The sequence below is a fragment of the Bosea vestrisii genome (assembly GCF_030144325.1).
Taxonomy (GTDB): domain Bacteria; phylum Pseudomonadota; class Alphaproteobacteria; order Rhizobiales; family Beijerinckiaceae; genus Allobosea; species Allobosea vestrisii_A.
Genome location: NZ_CP126307.1, coordinates 150,030 through 164,468, shown reverse-complemented (window position 1 = coordinate 164,468; position 14,439 = coordinate 150,030). Strand labels below are relative to the sequence as shown.

16 protein-coding genes are annotated in these 14,439 nt (G+C 66.6%); 5 read left to right on the top strand and 11 right to left on the bottom strand.

Annotation, left to right across the window (positions count from 1 at the left end; all coding sequences use genetic code 11):
- Window positions 1-41: 41 nt before the first annotated feature.
- Window positions 42-404: an MmcQ/YjbR family DNA-binding protein gene (locus QO058_RS00790; RefSeq protein ID WP_284169865.1), complete on the top strand. Its 363-nt coding sequence runs from the start codon at window positions 42-44 to the stop codon at window positions 402-404.
- Between the two features lie 119 nt (window positions 405-523).
- Here QO058_RS00790 and QO058_RS00785 read toward each other — a convergent pair whose 3' ends face one another.
- The 4 genes from QO058_RS00785 to QO058_RS00770 form a co-directional block, all read right to left on the bottom strand.
- Window positions 524-1,414: a PhzF family phenazine biosynthesis protein gene (locus tag QO058_RS00785; protein WP_284169864.1), complete on the bottom strand. Its 891-nt coding sequence runs from the start codon at window positions 1,412-1,414 to the stop codon at window positions 524-526.
- Window positions 1,415-1,512: 98 nt separating this feature from the next.
- Entirely contained in the window at window positions 1,513-3,027 is a 1,515-nt protein-coding gene (gene gatA / locus QO058_RS00780; protein WP_284169863.1) for an Asp-tRNA(Asn)/Glu-tRNA(Gln) amidotransferase subunit GatA, read from the bottom strand.
- Between the two features lie 61 nt (window positions 3,028-3,088).
- Window positions 3,089-3,376, bottom strand: a complete 288-nt coding sequence (gene gatC / locus QO058_RS00775) for an Asp-tRNA(Asn)/Glu-tRNA(Gln) amidotransferase subunit GatC (RefSeq protein WP_284169862.1) — start codon at window positions 3,374-3,376, stop codon at window positions 3,089-3,091.
- 274 nt (window positions 3,377-3,650) lie between these two features.
- Complete coding sequence (locus tag QO058_RS00770; protein ID WP_284169861.1) at window positions 3,651-4,349, bottom strand: metal-dependent hydrolase; 699 nt, start codon at window positions 4,347-4,349, stop codon at window positions 3,651-3,653.
- An 89-nt stretch (window positions 4,350-4,438) separates the two neighbouring features.
- Here QO058_RS00770 and ade point away from each other — a divergent pair, with 89 nt between their 5' ends.
- Entirely contained in the window at window positions 4,439-6,139 is a 1,701-nt protein-coding gene (gene ade, locus QO058_RS00765; RefSeq protein ID WP_284169860.1) for an adenine deaminase, read from the top strand.
- 138 nt (window positions 6,140-6,277) lie between these two features.
- On the opposite strand, the gene QO058_RS00760 is transcribed toward ade, so the two are convergent.
- The 6 genes from QO058_RS00760 to QO058_RS00735 form a co-directional block, all read right to left on the bottom strand.
- Window positions 6,278-7,243 (bottom strand): Ldh family oxidoreductase, encoded by a 966-nt coding sequence (locus tag QO058_RS00760; RefSeq protein WP_284169859.1) that lies wholly within the window; start codon window positions 7,241-7,243, stop codon window positions 6,278-6,280.
- Complete coding sequence (locus QO058_RS00755; RefSeq protein WP_284169858.1) at window positions 7,240-8,172, bottom strand: hydroxyacid dehydrogenase; 933 nt, start codon at window positions 8,170-8,172, stop codon at window positions 7,240-7,242. Before QO058_RS00755 ends, QO058_RS00760 begins: the two co-directional genes overlap by 4 nt.
- A 24-nt stretch (window positions 8,173-8,196) precedes the next feature.
- Window positions 8,197-9,249 carry a YeiH family protein gene (locus tag QO058_RS00750; RefSeq protein WP_284169857.1) on the bottom strand — a complete coding sequence of 351 codons (1,053 nt, stop codon included), beginning with the start codon at window positions 9,247-9,249 and terminating at the stop codon, window positions 8,197-8,199.
- Complete coding sequence (locus QO058_RS00745; RefSeq protein WP_284169856.1) at window positions 9,246-9,845, bottom strand: GNAT family N-acetyltransferase; 600 nt, start codon at window positions 9,843-9,845, stop codon at window positions 9,246-9,248. Before QO058_RS00745 ends, QO058_RS00750 begins: the two co-directional genes overlap by 4 nt.
- Window positions 9,846-9,876: 31 nt before the next feature.
- Window positions 9,877-11,028 (bottom strand): UxaA family hydrolase, encoded by a 1,152-nt coding sequence (locus QO058_RS00740; protein WP_284173062.1) that lies wholly within the window; start codon window positions 11,026-11,028, stop codon window positions 9,877-9,879.
- Between the two features lie 202 nt (window positions 11,029-11,230).
- Entirely contained in the window at window positions 11,231-11,518 is a 288-nt protein-coding gene (locus QO058_RS00735) for a UxaA family hydrolase (protein WP_126111567.1), read from the bottom strand.
- An 83-nt stretch (window positions 11,519-11,601) separates the two neighbouring features.
- On the opposite strand from QO058_RS00735, the gene QO058_RS00730 reads away from it, so the two are divergent.
- The 3 genes from QO058_RS00730 (at window position 11,602) to ruvX (ending at window position 14,095) form a co-directional block, all read left to right on the top strand.
- Window positions 11,602-12,366 carry a GntR family transcriptional regulator gene (locus QO058_RS00730; protein ID WP_284169855.1) on the top strand — a complete coding sequence of 255 codons (765 nt, stop codon included), beginning with the start codon at window positions 11,602-11,604 and terminating at the stop codon, window positions 12,364-12,366.
- A gap of 165 nt (window positions 12,367-12,531) precedes the next feature.
- A complete protein-coding gene (locus QO058_RS00725) occupies window positions 12,532-13,536 on the top strand; it encodes a tripartite tricarboxylate transporter substrate-binding protein (protein ID WP_284169854.1) in 1,005 nt (334 codons plus the stop codon).
- Window positions 13,537-13,585: 49 nt separating this feature from the next.
- Window positions 13,586-14,095: a Holliday junction resolvase RuvX gene (ruvX, locus tag QO058_RS00720; protein WP_284169853.1), complete on the top strand. Its 510-nt coding sequence runs from the start codon at window positions 13,586-13,588 to the stop codon at window positions 14,093-14,095.
- Here ruvX and QO058_RS00715 read toward each other — a convergent pair.
- Window positions 14,085-14,435, bottom strand: coding sequence for a hypothetical protein (locus tag QO058_RS00715; protein ID WP_284169852.1), 351 nt, complete (start codon window positions 14,433-14,435; stop codon window positions 14,085-14,087). The genes ruvX and QO058_RS00715 overlap by 11 nt on opposite strands.
- Between the last annotated feature and the right edge of the window lie 4 nt (window positions 14,436-14,439).

Below are 14,439 nucleotides of genomic sequence, written 5' to 3'. Positions count from 1 at the left end.
AAGGGATGCTCCGACACAGCGACTCGCGACAGCAGGACAGCATGACCCTCGCCGAATACAACGCCTTCTGCGCCGCCCTGCCCGCGACCAGCCATGTCGTGCAGTGGGGCGGCGCCGATGTCTGGAAGGTCGGCGGCAAGGTGTTCGCGCTCGGCCGCGACGACGCCGAGGGCGCGCTCTTCGTCTCGTTCAAATGCTCGCCCATGGCCTATGAGATGTTGCGTGATGCGCCCGGCTGCCGGCCGGCGCCGTATCTCGCCTCGCGCGGAATGAAATGGATCCAGCGCTTCTCTGGCGAGAGCCTGCCGGACGAGGCCTTCCGCGACTATCTGCGCGAGAGCTACCGGCTGGTTGCAGCGGGGTTGACGCGCAAGGTCCGCAAGGAGATTGGGCTCGACGGCTGAAGGTCTCGTCATTCCCGGGCGCAGCGAAGCGCAGATCCGGGAATCTCAAGACGAGAAAGCGCTGACTGGAGCCTCATCGGCCTGAGATGCTCGGGTCAAGCCCGAGCATGACGTCCCTCTCACACCGTCGCCTCGCCGCGCAGCACCGGCACGCAGCCGCCGCCGACGGTGGCGCGAATCTCGCCGTCGATGCGCCGAGCCGCGACATGCAGCAGGCTAGGCCGGCCCATCTCGACGCCCTGTGCGATGTCGAAGGCGACGCTGTCCTTATCGGAGAGCGACAAAGTCAGAGCCGCCAATGTCGCGCTGGCACTGCCGGTTGCGGGATCCTCCCAGGTGCCGGCGAGCGGCGCGAACATGCGGGCGCGGACGCTGTCGCCATCCCAGGCGTAGAAGAAGATCGACAGGCGTCTCTCAAGGGCCGGATTGGCCTGTTCGAGTCGGCGATAGGCCGCGATATCAGGCAGCGCGCGTGTCAGCGCCTCCGGCGTGACCTCGGCCAGGACGAATTTGACCCCGACCGAGGCCTGCTGCGGCTGATGGCGTCCGGTGAGGACATCCTCGGCGCTACTAAGGCCGGCGCAGGCCGCTATGGCGTCGGCAGGCAGCTGGATGCCTAGCGAGAGCGCCTGCGGCGCGGCGATGGTCGCGCCCGTCACTAGCCCGGCGGCATCGTGCGCAATGCGAACCTCGACCAACCCGGCCATCTCCTCGAACAGCAGGATGCCATCGCGGTCGCGGCCATGGCCGGCGAGCACGCAGGCGGTGCCGACATTGGGATGGCCGGCGAAGGGCATCTCGGCCGTGCGATGGAAGATGCGGACGCGCGCCGTGTTGGCCGGATCGCTCGGCGGCAGCACGAAGGTGGTCTCGCTATAGTTCATCTCCGCCGCCAGCGCCTGCATCTCGGCGTCCGAGAGGCCGCGCGCATCGGTGAAGACGGCGAGCTGGTTGCCGCCGAAGCGGCGGTTGGTGAAGACGTCGACGGTCTCGAACGGATAGGACGGCATGGCGGTCTCCGGCAGCCTGATCAGGCCCGAAGACTGCCACCCGTAATCGCGCGAGAGAAGTCAGGATTCGGAATGCGACCGATCAAGCGGCGGCGGGCTCAGGCCCACCAACGCTCGCTGACCGGGAAGTGGCCGGCAGCCTCCTCGATCACCTGACCGAGCGAGAACAGCGTCTCCTCGTCGAAAGGCCGGCCGATCAGCTGCAGGCCAAGCGGCAGGCCCTGGCTGTCGAGGCCCGCCGGCACGGCGATGCCGGGCAGCCCGGCCATGTTCACCGTCACCGTGAAGACGTCGTTGAGATACATCTCGACCGGGTCGGACGAACCCTTCTCGCCAATACCGAAGGCGGAGGACGGTGTCGCCGGCGTCAGCACCGCGTCGATGCCCTGGTCGTAGACAGCTTCAAAATCGCGCTTGATCAGCGTTCGCACCTTCTGGGCGCGCAGGTAATAGGCGTCGTAATAGCCCGAGGACAGCACATAGGTGCCGATCATGATGCGGCGCCTGACCTCGGCACCGAAGCCGGCGGCGCGAGTCTTCTCGTACATCTCGACGATGTCGCGGCCCTGCTCGCGCAGGCCATAGCGGACGCCGTCATAGCGGGCGAGGTTGGACGAAGCCTCCGCCGGAGCGACGATGTAATAGGCCGGCAGCGCGTATTTGGCGTGCGGTAGCGAGATCTCGACGATCTCGGCACCGGCCGCCTTCAGCCAGTCGATGCCCTGCTGCCAGAGCGCGTCGATCTCGGCGTTGAGGCCCTCCAGGCGATATTCCCGGGGGATGCCGATCTTCATGCCCTTGATCGAGCGCCCGACCGAGGCCTCGTAATCAGGTACAGCGCGATCGACCGAGGTGGTGTCCTTGGGATCATGCCCCGCCATGGAACGCAGCATCACGGCGCAGTCGCGTACGGTCTTGCCGATCGGCCCGGCCTGGTCGAGCGAGGAGGCGAAAGCGACGATGCCCCAGCGCGAGCAGCGGCCATAGGTCGGCTTGATGCCGACCGTGCCGGTGAAGGCGGCCGGCTGGCGGATCGAGCCGCCGGTGTCGGTCGCGGTCGCGGCGAGGCAAAGATGCGCGGCGACGGCTGCGGCAGAGCCGCCGGACGAGCCGCCGGGCACCAGATGATTGCCCTCGATCGCGCCGGCAGCGCCGGCCCCGACATTCGAGCCCTTGCGCCGCCAGGGATTGACCACCGGCCCGAAGGCCGAGCTCTCGTTCGACGAGCCCATGGCGAACTCGTCATTGTTGAGCTTGCCGAGCATGACGGCGCCGTCGCGCCAGAGCTGCGATGAGACCGTCGACTCATAGGCCGGCACGAAGTTGCCGAGGATGCGCGAGCAGGCGGTGGTGCGCACGCCCTTGGTCGCGAACAGGTCCTTGATGCCGAGGGGCAGGCCCTCCAGCGGGCCGGCCTCGCCCTTGGCGAGCTTCTCGTCCGAGGCGGCGGCCTGCTTCAGCGCATGCTCGGGCGTCTCCAGCACATAGGCATTGAGCGCGCGCGCCTGCTCGACGGCGGCGATATGGGCCTTGGCGAGCTCAGTGGCGGAGAATTGCTTGGCCTTCAGCCCGTCGCGGGCGTCGGTCAGGGTCAGGCGGGTGAGATCGGTCACGGCGAATATCCGTAAAACGTATGCGGTCGGATGATGACGATGAACGGAGCGCGTCAGGCGCTCACTCGATCACCTTCGGCACCATGAAATAGTCGTCCTCGGAGGCCGGGGCGTTGGCGACGATCTCATCGGCGATCTCGCCGTCAGTGACCACGTCCTGACGCTTCTTCATCACCATCGGCGTCACCGAGGTCATCGGCTCGACGCCTGTGACATCGACCTCGTTGAGCTGCTCGACGAAGCCGAGGATGGCGTTGAGCTCGCCTTGCAGCTTCGGCACATCCGCATCATCGACGGCGATGCGCGAGAGATGCGCGACGCGTTTGACGGTGGCGGCGTCGACCGACATGGGCGGGCTCCTGCAACTTCGCGGCACTGGCGAACGTGATGTGTGGTCACGGGCTATACGGCGCGCGCGGCCAGCCCGCAACGCCTCAAGCCAAGCTCGGGATCCCCTCTCCTGTAAGGAGAGGGGTAGGGGTGAGGTGTCGGACTGGAAACGTCGGCCGGAACCCGACCGCGCGGTCAGCGCTCGCGGCACTGGTCGAACCGCCTACACCTCACCCTGCCCTCTCCTTACAGGAGAGGGTTCCCCACGCCCTGCTGTCTGGCCTTCGTGACCTTCAGATCGTGACCGCCTTGCCCTTCTCCGGCACCAGCGCCTCGACCCCGCTGCCTTTCAGCCCCTCGACGAAGACCGCCGCGTCCTGGGCGATGATCGGGAAGGAGCCGTAGTGGCAGGGAATCGCGAGCTTCGGCTTGACGAAGCGGGTCATCGCCAGCGCCGCGGTCTTCGCTCCCATGGTGAAGCGATCGCCGATCGGACAGATGCAGATCTCGACACCGTGGAGTTCGGCGAGCAGTGCCATGTCGGCGAAGATGTCGGTGTCGCCCATGTGCCAGAGCGTCTTCTCGCCGGGCGCCTTGATGATCGCGCCATTGGCGTTGCCGACCGGAACGGCCACGCCCGCCTCGCCCATGCCAGCTGAGTGATCGGCCCGGACGAGCGTCACCGAGAAGGCGCCGAGATCGACGGTGCCGCCGGTGTTCATCGGCTCGAACTTCGTCAGCCCCTTCGAGGCGAGATGCATGCACAGGTCGTAATTGGTGATCACGGTGGCATCGTTCGCCGCCGCGATGGCGAGCGTGTCGCCGACATGGTCGCCATGGCCATGGGTGACGACGATATGGCTGACGCCCTTGCTTGCCGCGGCGACATCGCCCTCGAAAGCCGGATTGCCGGAGAAGAACGGGTCGATCAGGACCGAGGCGCCGGACAGGTCGAGCCGAAACGCCGAATGGCCGAACCAGGTGAGCTGCATGATGGTCTCCGCGAAAGGCGACTGGACAGCGCCTGTCTAGGCCGGCGAGATGGCGTAGCCAAGCCGGCCTGAACCCGGAGCCCCAGACCATGACCGATGCAGCCACCCTCGCCCGCCGAATCGCGCAAGGACGCGGCGATGAGCCGGCCGATCGCGTCATCCGCGGCGCGAATCTGTTCGACCTCGTCTCGGGCGACCTCGTCGAAACCGATATCGCGCTCTGCGGCGACACCATCGTCGGCACCCATGGCCGCTATGAGGGCAAGGCGAGCTTCGATGCCACCGGCTTGATTGCCGTGCCCGGCTTCATCGACACGCATCTGCACGTCGAATCCTCGCTGGTGACGCCGCTCGAATTCGAGCGCTGCGTGCTGCCGCACGGGGTCACGACTGCAATCTGCGACCCGCACGAGATCTCCAATGTGCTCGGCGCCGAGGGCATCCGCTATTTCCTCGCCTGCGCCGAAGAGATGCGGATGGATCTGCGCGTGCAGCTGTCGAGTTGCGTGCCGGCGACGCATCTGGAGACGGCGGGCGCGGCGCTCGAGGCTGCCGACCTCACCCCGTTCATGGACCACCCCAAGGTGATCGGCCTCGCCGAGTTCATGAACTTTCCTGGCGTGCTGCATCGCGATTCCGGCTGCCTCGCCAAGCTCGAAGCATTTTCACATCGGCATATCGATGGCCATGCGCCGCTGGTCCGCGGTCTCGACCTCAATGGCTATCTCGCCGCCGGCATCCGCACCGATCACGAGACCACGACGGCAGAGGAAGCGCGAGAAAAGCTGGCGAAGGGCATGGCGATCCTGATCCGCGAAGGCTCGGTCTCGAAGGACCTGCACGCGCTGATCCCGCTGATCACCCGCGATGCCTCGCCCTTCCTCGCCTTCTGCACTGACGACCGCAACCCACTCGACATCGCCGAGGAAGGCCATCTCGACTACATGGTCCGCACCGCGATCGCCCATGGTGCGGATGTGCTGGCGACCTATCGCACGGCGAGCCTGTCGGCGGCGCGGAATTTCGGCCTGTTCGATCGCGGCTTCATCGGTCCCGGCAAGCGCGCCGACATCGTGCTGGTCGACGATCTCGCCGGCTGCCGCGTCAAACAAGTGTTCGCCGGCGGCCGTCTGGTCGAGGACAAGCTATTCGCAGACAGGAAGGCGATCCCGCCCGTCGGCCTCGCCAGCGTCCGCAGCCGCAGGCTCGCGCCGGAGGATTTCGCGGTGAAGGCCCGCGAGGGCGAAACGCCGGTGATCGGCGTCGTACCCGGCCGCATCATCACTGAGCGCCTTTCCATGCGCCTGCCGGCGAAAGACGGCTTCGCCCTACCCGATCTCGACCAAGACGCCGTCAAGGCCACGGTGATCGAGCGCCATGGCCGCAACGGCGGCATCGCTGGCGGCTTCGTCCACGGCTTCGGCATGAAGCATGGCGCGATCGCCTCCTCTGTCGGCCATGACAGTCATAATCTCTGCGTCGTCGGTGTCGACGAGGCCTCGATGGCGGCCGCGGCAAACCGGCTGATCGAGACCGGTGGTGGCTTCGCGGTGGCCGATGGCGGCAAGGTCACGGCGGAGCTCGCACTGCCCGTCGCCGGGCTGATGAGCGACCAGCCCTTCGAGACGGTACGGCACGGTTTGGAAGGCTTGCGTGCGGCGGCGAAGGCGCTCGGCGTCGTGCTGGCCGAGCCCTTCCTGCAGGTCGCCTTCCTGACCCTGCCGGTGATTCCGCATCTGAAGATCACCGACAAAGGCCTTGTCGACGTTGATCGATTCGATTTTGTCTGAGCGGAGCCATCATTCTCGGGCGAAGCAGAGCGCAGACCCGAGAATCTCATGACGAGGAGGTGTTGGCCCGAGCCTCTTCCGGCCTGAGATGCTCGGGGCAAGCCCGAGCATGACGCATTGCTGCATGACGCCTTGGGATTAGAGATCGACCTCGATGCCCTCGGCCCGCGCCTTGGCCCGCAGCCCATAGCGCCGCATGCCGGGCAGCCGGGTGCCTGGCTGCTCCTCGATCGCATGCGTCAGCATCCTCATCCGCTCGGCGAACCAGTTGCCGCCCATGCCCGCGGGGTCGATGGCGAGGATGAACTGGCCGGTATCGGGCGGGCCGCCCTTGTCATCGAGGAAGGACGAAGCCTGGAAGGCGAAATGGGTGCCGACCAGCGCCGCGGCGAGGATCTCGACCATCATGGCGAGCGTCGCGCCCTTGGCGTCGCCGAGCGGCACCATGGTGCCGGCGATCGCCGCCGCCGGGTCGGTCGTCGGCTTGCCGGCAGCGTCGAGTGCCCAGCCTTCGGGGATTGCCTCGCCCTTTTGCTTCGCCGCAACGATCGGGCCTCGTGCCACCTTGGACAGCGCCATGTCGATCACCAGCGGCTCGCGCCCCGGCAGCGGCGCGGCAAAGGCGATCGGATTGGTGCCGAAGACCGGTTTGGCACCGCCCCAGGGCGCCATCGCGCCGGGCGTATTGGCGAAGAGCAGTGCCACCAGCCCCTGCTCGGCCAGACGCTCGACATGCAGGCCGGCGGCGCCGCAATGGTTCGAGCGGCGGATCGGGGCGGCGGCGATGCCTTGCTTGCGGGCGATCTCGGGCAGCTCAATCACCGCGAGGTCGATCGCCGGATAGGCGAAGCCATGCGCGGCGTCGATCGCCAGCACGCCCGGCTTGGGCTGGCGTGCGATCGGCACGGCCTGGCCGTTGATCTTGCCGGATCTAAGCATGGACAGATAAGTCGGCACGCGGGAAAGCCCGTGCCCCTTCAGCCCATCGGCCTCGGCCATGACCAGAGCCAGCGCGACCGAGGCGGCATTGGCGGGCGAGGCGCCGGCCTCGATGAAGAGGTCTGCGACCTTCTGCTCGGCCTGCTCGAGCGTGAGGCGCGTCATGGCCGCCCCTCCAGCGCCGCGATGACCCGCTCGGCGACGAGGCCGGAGACGCGCCCGTTCGATTCCACCGTGTTGCCGGCGATATGCGGCGTCAGGATCAGGTTCGGCGTACCGGCGAAGAGTTTTGCGCCGTCGGCCTTGAGCGGCTCCTGCTCGAAGACGTCGAGTGCCGCGCCGCCGAGACGGCCGCCCTTCAGCGCCGCGACCAGCGCCGCCTCGTCCATGATCCCGCCGCGCGCCGCGTTGATCAGGATGGCATCGGGTTTCATCGTGGCGAAGGCGGCCTCGCCGATCAGTCCGCGCGTCTCCGGCGTCAGCGGCAAATGGATCGAGATCACGTCCGAAGTCGAAAGCAGCGCGTCGAGATCGAGCTTCTCGATGCCCTGCCAGACCGGAGCATCGGCCGGAACGTAGGGGTCGTAGGCTGTGACCGTCATGCCGAGCGCCCTGGCATGCCGCGCGACGTCTCGGGCGATCGCGCCGAAGCCGACGAGGCCCATGCGCTTGCCGGCGATCTCGCGGCCGATCAGCTTCGTCTTCGGGAACTCGCCGGCGATCATCGCGGCATTGGCGAAATAGGCGCCGCGCAGCAGCGTCATCGCCGTGCCGATGACGTACTCGACCACCGACAGGCTGTTGGCGCCGGTCGCCGGGAAGACCTGGATTCTGCGCGCGATGCAGGCTTCCATGTCGATGTTGTCGAGGCCGACGCCGAGCCGGCCGACAACCTTGAGGTTCTTCGCACCCGCCAGCAGCGCGCCGCGAACCTGCGTCTGGTTGCGCACGATCAGCGCCGGGATGTCGGCCACGAGCCGGGCAAGCTCGTCGGGTTTGCCGAAGAGCTCCGGGTCGTGATGCACGCTGTAGCGCGCCTTCAGCGTCGCCACGGCCGCCTCGTCCATGAATTCGGTGATGACGATGTCGGTCATGGCTGTTTCCGCTGTGAGATCCGTTCAGCCGAGCAGGACGATACCGCCCGTGGCGACGACGAGGATGATGAGGCTGGTTCCGGTGACGAGGGCAAGGTGGCGCCAGCCGAGCCGGGCCATCGCCGCAATCGAGGTTCCCAGGCCGAGCGCCGCGATCGCGATCAGCAGGCCCCAGCGCGAGACGTCGAGCAGGATGTCCCGCACCGGCAGGTAGATGCCCGCGAGCCCCGCCTGCGTGCTCAGCACGCTGTTGACCAGGCACATCACGAGAAAGACGAAGGCGAAAACCGGGACCGGAACCTTGGCATGACCATGGGTTTCGCCGTGGCGCGTCAGCCACCAGCCGACGACCAGCACCGAAGGCAGCAGCAGGAAGACCCGGAACAGCTTGACGATCACCGCGGCATTCGCCGCTTCGTCGGAGACGGCCTGGCCGGCGCCGACGACCTGCGCGACGTCATGGATGGTCGCGCCGAGCATGACGCCGGTCTGTTGCTGCGAGAGGCCGAGCCAGACGCAGAGCAGCGGATAGGCCAGCATCGCGATCGTCGCGAGCACGTTCATCGCGATCACGGTGAAGGCGGTGTCGGCGGCCTTGTTGCGATAGTCGGGGACCACCGTCGCGGTGGCGAGCGCGGCCGAGGCGCCGCAGACCGCGGTCGCGACGCCAGCGAGAGCACCGACTCCGGGCTCGCGGCCGAGCAGCCGGGCCAGCAGGAAGCCGCAGACGACGGTCGCCACCATGGAGACAATCACGAGCAGTGCCGTGCCCAGGCCAAGCGCGATGATATCGCCAAGCGCGACACGCAGGCCGAGCAGCGCGATCGCCCAGCGCAGCAGCTTCTTGACGCAGAAGGTCATGCCCGGCTCGAAGCGCCGGGTGTTGGCGATCGGATGCAGGAGCATACCGATCACCAGGGCGATCACCACAGCCGGGATGCCGACGCGACCGCCAGCAAGCTGCTTCAGGACAGGCTCGGCCAGCACGGAGGCGACCGCCACCGCCGCCGACAAGGCAATGCCCGGCGCAAGCCGGCCGAGGCCACTGGTCAGGCGCAAGGAGGCTGCTTCGGTCATGATTGCAGATCGATCCGGTACATCAGCCGTTCCTCCGGCCCGTAGAACGGCGCGAGGAAGCTCTCAAGGAAACGCCCGCCATTCTTCTCGATGATCCGCCGCGAGGCCAGATTGCGCGTGTCGCAGGTGATCTTGAGGAATGGCAGTCCGATGGCACGAGCCTCGGCGAGGACGGCGGCCAAGGCCGCACTGGCATAACCGTGCCCGGCATGGTCCGGCAGGATGGTGTAGCCGACATGGCCGAGCACATGCGACGGCAGCTCCGTGACCGGCCTGCCGGCTTCATCTTCCTGCCAGCGCAGATTGATGCTGCCGACGAAGGGACGCTCAGGCTGATCGATAGCAATGATCCAGCGGATCATATCCGGCAGGCGCGCGACCTCGCTGTCGTCATGCAGGCGAATCGTGCCGCCGCGCTGGTTCAGCCCCTCAACGAACACGTCGGGATCGGCCGCGATCGCAGCGAGCTGCTCGGGTGCGACGTCACGCATCGTGTTCGGCGACCAGCCCGCTTCCAAGGCACGGACATAGGCGGGCAACACGTCCCGCCCCGGCGTATGCAATGAAACGATCTTGGAAACGATCCTGTCCGACACTTTTGCCTCGTCGCGCCCGGAGAGCTGTTGCTCAGGCGCTGCGGTATAGCTTGGTCATCGAGAACTCGCGATGGCCGAGCGCCTCGGCAGCCGTGAGGCGGCCATTCGCCGTGCGCACGATGTTCTCGATCAGGGCGTCACCGGCCTGCGGGATGGTGAGGTCGCGGCGCAGGATGCCGGAGACGTCGACGTCGATATGCTCGGGCATGGTGCGCATGGTCTTCGGATTGCCGGTGATCTTGATGACGGGGACGATCGGGTTGCCGATGACGTTGCCCTGTCCGGTAGGGAAAGTGTGCACGACATAGCCGCCCGCGGCCATCAATGTCACGCACTCGGCCGCCGCCGAAGAGGTGTCCATGTAGTAGAGGCCGGGCCCCTTTTGCGGCGCCTGAGCCGGCTCCAGGATATCGATGAACTTGCACTCGCGGCCGATCTTCTCGAGGTTGCCGAGTGCCTTCTCCTCGATCGTGGTCAGGCCGCCGGCGATATTGCCCTTGGTCGGCTGCGAATCCGAGAGATCGTCGGTCTTGTGGGCCTCGATGACGTCGTCCTGATAGGCCTTCCACATCTTGTACCAGCGCTCGCCGACCTCAGGGGTAGCCGCTCGCGCCTTGCAGAGATGCTCGGCGCCGGTGATCTCGGAGGTCTCGCCGAAGACGCCGTAGACGCCGCGCGGGATCCACTTGTCGTACATGTTCCCGACCGTCGGGCAGGACGAGAGACCGGTCGTCGTGTCGGACTCACCGCATTTGGTCGAGACCCAAAGCTCCTCGATGCCGCATTTCGTGCGCGGCAGCTCGGTCGCCCATTGCACGAACTCCTTGGCGACATAGGAGGCCTTGGCGATGGTGGCGATGTCGCCATGGCCCTCGATACCGAAGCCGACCACCGGCTTGCCGGTCTTGGCGATGCCGTCGACGACGCGCTTGGTCCAGCCATCCTCGATGCCGATGACGACGACCGCGGCGACGTTCGGGTTCGAGCCGGTGCCGATCAGCGTGCGGAAATGGATCTCGAGATCCTCGCCGAACTGCAGGCGGCCATAGGCGTGCGGGATCGCCAGCGTGCCCTTGATGTTGTTGGCGACAGCCTCGCAGGCGGCGTTGGAGAGATCGTCGAGCGGCAGCAGCAGCACGTGGTTGCGCACGCCGACGCGGTCGTTCTCGCGGCGCCAGCCCATGAAGGAATCGAGGCTGCGGCCGGTGGGGCGCTTGACGAACGGCGTCTTGAACTCGGGCGCCTCGATCTTGCGGCCCTTCACCCGGGCGAGCTTGCCTTTGACGAGGTCGAAATTGGCGACGATGGAGGACATTGGCGATTTCCTAAAGGTTTGGGCTCGACCTGACGGGAGCCTGGAGATCGGGATCAGCGGAGAGCTGGGCTCACCAGCGCTTGGTCTTGACGTTCTGGACGTGGAGATGCTCGCCCTGCCCGATATCGGCGATCGCCTTGCCGATGTCCTGGCCGTACTTCCAGATCGTGTCGCCCTTCTTGATCGCCTTGAGCGCGACCTTGTGGCCGATTGGGATGTCCATCTTGGCGGTCAGGCGGAAATCCGAATTGTCGTGTGTGACGACGCCGAGCATGTCGGTTCCGGCCTTCAGGCCCTCGACGACGACGACACCGACCGTGTCCTTCTTCTCATGCACCAGCAGATGCGGCTTGCTCATGGCGGGCTCCCTGACCGTTTCCGGTGATTTCTCACGCCGAAATCGGGCTCGACGTGGCTGCGCTCAAGTCTTATATAAGACATATGAGTGTGCACAAGCTGGAAATCTCAGAGCAGCCGCGCGCGTCCGGCACGCCGGAGACACTGGGCTTCCGGCCGCTCTACCGGCAGGTGAAGGCGATCTTCGTACGACGGCTGGTCGACGGAGTCTGGGCGCCCGGCGCGGCACTGCCGAGCGAAGGCCAACTCGCAGCCGAGATCGGCGTCAGCCAGGGCACTGTACGCAAGGCACTCGACGAACTCGCCGCCGAGAATCTCGTCGTGCGGCGCCAGGGCCGCGGCACTTTCGTCGCCGAGCATGACGAGCGCCGCATCCTGTTCCAGTTCTTCAAACTGGCGCCGGACGAGGGCTCGCCGCGCTTTCCCGACAGTGTCGTCCTCTCGGTGACCACCGGCTTAGCCCGTGAGGCAGAGCGCGCGGCCCTGGATCTCGCCGAGGGGGCCGCTGTCACTCGCATCCGCCGACTGCGGTCCTTCGACGGCGCGCCGCTGATCATCGAGACGCTGAGCCTGCCGCAGCAGCTCTTTCCGGGGCTGGAGGACGGGCCAATCCCGAACAATCTCTACAGCCTGTTCGCCGGTCGCTATGGCATCACCATCGCCAATGCGCGCGAGCGGTTGAAGGCGGTGGCTCTTGCCGACGTCGATGCTGCCGCGCTCGGGGTATCGCCGGGCGAGCCGGCCCTGCAGATTGATCGCGTCGCCCTGTCGCTCGACGGCACACCGGTCGAACACCGGCTCAGCCTGTGCCTGACCCAGGAGGTTCATTACCTGTCGGACCTTCGCTGAAGGCCATCCAATTCGCAAAGACGCCCAAGTTGATCGTTCATGGTCAGCGTGTTGCCGGATACTTCTAAAGTTTCGCTCGAAATCGAGCGACCGAGGCTCGAGGACCAAATGGCCCGAGATGTCGACCAGGCCGACGCAGAGCGGCAGCCACACCGGAGGAAACGAATGATCGCCCATTTCCGCAGATTCCTCGCGACGCGCGGGGGCGCGCTTGCCGGGTTGTTCCTATTGGGGTTCGGCACGCCCGCCTTGGCGCAGAGCTTTCCAACCAAGCCGATCACGCTGATCGTGCCCTTCGCCGCCGGCGGCCCCAGTGACGTGATCGCCCGCCTGCTCGGCGAGCATATGGGCCGCACGCTCGGTCAGCAGTTCGTCATCGAGAACATCGCCGGCGCGGGCGGGACGGCCGGGGCCAAGCGCCTGGTTTCAGCGCCGCCGGATGGATACACGCTGCTGATCCACCATTTGGCGCTCGCTGCGGCGCCGGCGCTGTACAGCAATCTCGGCTACGACACGGCATCCGCATTCGCACCGGTCGGACTGGTGAACACTGGTCCGATGGTGATCTCCGGCAAGCTCGCCTTGCCCCCGGTCGACGGCAAGGCCTTCTTTTCCTTTGCGAAGCAGCAGGCCGAGAAGCTCACCGTTGCCCATGCGGGCGTCGGCTCGAATGCGCATCTCTGCGCCGTGCTGATCTCTCAGGCGCTGAGCGTCAAGCTCGCCCAGGTCGCCTATCGCGGCACGGGGCCGGCGATGAACGACCTCGTCGGTGGCCAGGTCGACGTGCTCTGCGACCAGTCCACCACGGCGGTGCCGCAGATCCAGGGGGACAAAATTCGCGCCTATGCCGTGACCTCTCCGGAGCGGCTCGGCGTGCTGCCGAACGTTCCGACCTCGCGCGAGGCCGGCACCGAGATCGACATGACGATCTGGCATGGTCTCTACGCCCCAAAGGGAACGCCGGACGCCGCACTGGACAAGCTCAACGGCGCCCTGCAGGCCGCATTGAAGGACCCTGCCGTGCTGGAGCGCTTCAAGGCAGTCGGCACCAGCGCCTTTCCGGCGGCCGAATGGACGCGCGCTGCCCATGCCAAGCGCTTTGCCGCGGAGGTCGCCAAATGGGGAGCGGCACTGAAGGCAGCAGGTCTGACGCCACAAGCCGCCAACTGAGCTGGACGGGCCGCTCGCATGAGCGGGCGGCCCGTGCTACCGCCCAGAGATGAGCGCCAATCTCGTCACGCTGGACCAGTTCCTCGCCCTGCCCGAGCAGGCTCGCCTGCTTGGCCTCGACCTCGGCACCAAGACGATCGGACTTGCGCTCTCCGATGTCGAGCGCCGGATTGCGACGCCGCTGGAGACGATCCAGCGCGTCAAGTTCAAGCTGGATGTGGTGGCGCTGCTGAAGGTCACGCAGAAGCATGCGATCGCTGGCCTGGTCATCGGTCTGCCGCTCAACATGGACGGCAGCGAAGGGCCGCGGGTCCAGTCGACCCGGGCCTTCGTGCGCAATCTCGCGCCGCTGACGGCGCTGCCAATCGTGTTCTGGGACGAGCGGATGTCGACGCTCGCGGTCACCCGCACCCTGCTCGCAGCCGATGCCTCGCGGGCGAGGCGGGCGGCTGTCGTCGACAAGATGGCGGCCGCCTACATCCTGCAGGGTGCGCTCGACCGGCTCGCCCGCCTGACATCGGACGAGAGCGAGCCGGAGCAAGACTGGGCTACGGAATGACGTAGCCGCGCTTGATCGCCTTCTTCTGCGCGTCGCGGTGATTCTTGAGCGCCTGCTTCTGGTCTTCGATGCTCAGCCGGTTGACCGCGTTGCCGCGACCATACGAGTTGTCGGCTCCGTAACCCCGACCGCGGCCGTCATCGCGTCCATAGCCACGATCACGCGGGCCTCGATCATAGCCCCTGTCGGAGCCGCGGTCATAACCCCGGTCGTATCGCGGCCGCTCCTGACGACGGCCATAGCCGTCATCATAATACTGGGCCATCGCCGTGCCGGACCAGAACGCCGCCAGGGCAACCGCACCGCAGCCGGACAGCAGCGTCTTGAGCGAGGGTTTCATCGTC

Excerpts from the sequence above, each read along its gene's own strand:
- QO058_RS00750 (WP_284169857.1), bottom strand. The coding sequence starts at position 9,249 with ATGACCGAAGCAGCCTCCTTGCGCCTGACCAGTGGCCTCGGCCGGCTT.
- ade (WP_284169860.1), top strand. The coding sequence starts at position 4,439 with ATGACCGATGCAGCCACCCTCGCCCGCCGAATCGCGCAAGGACGCGGC.
- QO058_RS00770 (WP_284169861.1), bottom strand. The coding sequence starts at position 4,349 with ATGCAGCTCACCTGGTTCGGCCATTCGGCGTTTCGGCTCGACCTGTCC.
- QO058_RS00755 (WP_284169858.1), bottom strand. The coding sequence starts at position 8,172 with ATGACCGACATCGTCATCACCGAATTCATGGACGAGGCGGCCGTGGCG.
- QO058_RS00790 (WP_284169865.1), top strand. The coding sequence starts at position 42 with ATGACCCTCGCCGAATACAACGCCTTCTGCGCCGCCCTGCCCGCGACC.
- QO058_RS00760 (WP_284169859.1), bottom strand. The coding sequence starts at position 7,243 with ATGACGCGCCTCACGCTCGAGCAGGCCGAGCAGAAGGTCGCAGACCTC.
- gatC (WP_284169862.1), bottom strand. The coding sequence starts at position 3,376 with ATGTCGGTCGACGCCGCCACCGTCAAACGCGTCGCGCATCTCTCGCGC.
- QO058_RS00730 (WP_284169855.1), top strand. The coding sequence starts at position 11,602 with ATGAGTGTGCACAAGCTGGAAATCTCAGAGCAGCCGCGCGCGTCCGGC.
- QO058_RS00715 (WP_284169852.1), bottom strand. The coding sequence starts at position 14,435 with ATGAAACCCTCGCTCAAGACGCTGCTGTCCGGCTGCGGTGCGGTTGCC.
- QO058_RS00735 (WP_126111567.1), bottom strand. The coding sequence starts at position 11,518 with ATGAGCAAGCCGCATCTGCTGGTGCATGAGAAGAAGGACACGGTCGGT.
- QO058_RS00785 (WP_284169864.1), bottom strand. The coding sequence starts at position 1,414 with ATGCCGTCCTATCCGTTCGAGACCGTCGACGTCTTCACCAACCGCCGC.
- ruvX (WP_284169853.1), top strand. The coding sequence starts at position 13,586 with ATGAGCGCCAATCTCGTCACGCTGGACCAGTTCCTCGCCCTGCCCGAG.
- QO058_RS00740 (WP_284173062.1), bottom strand. The coding sequence starts at position 11,028 with ATGGGCTGGCGCCGCGAGAACGACCGCGTCGGCGTGCGCAACCACGTG.
- QO058_RS00725 (WP_284169854.1), top strand. The coding sequence starts at position 12,532 with ATGATCGCCCATTTCCGCAGATTCCTCGCGACGCGCGGGGGCGCGCTT.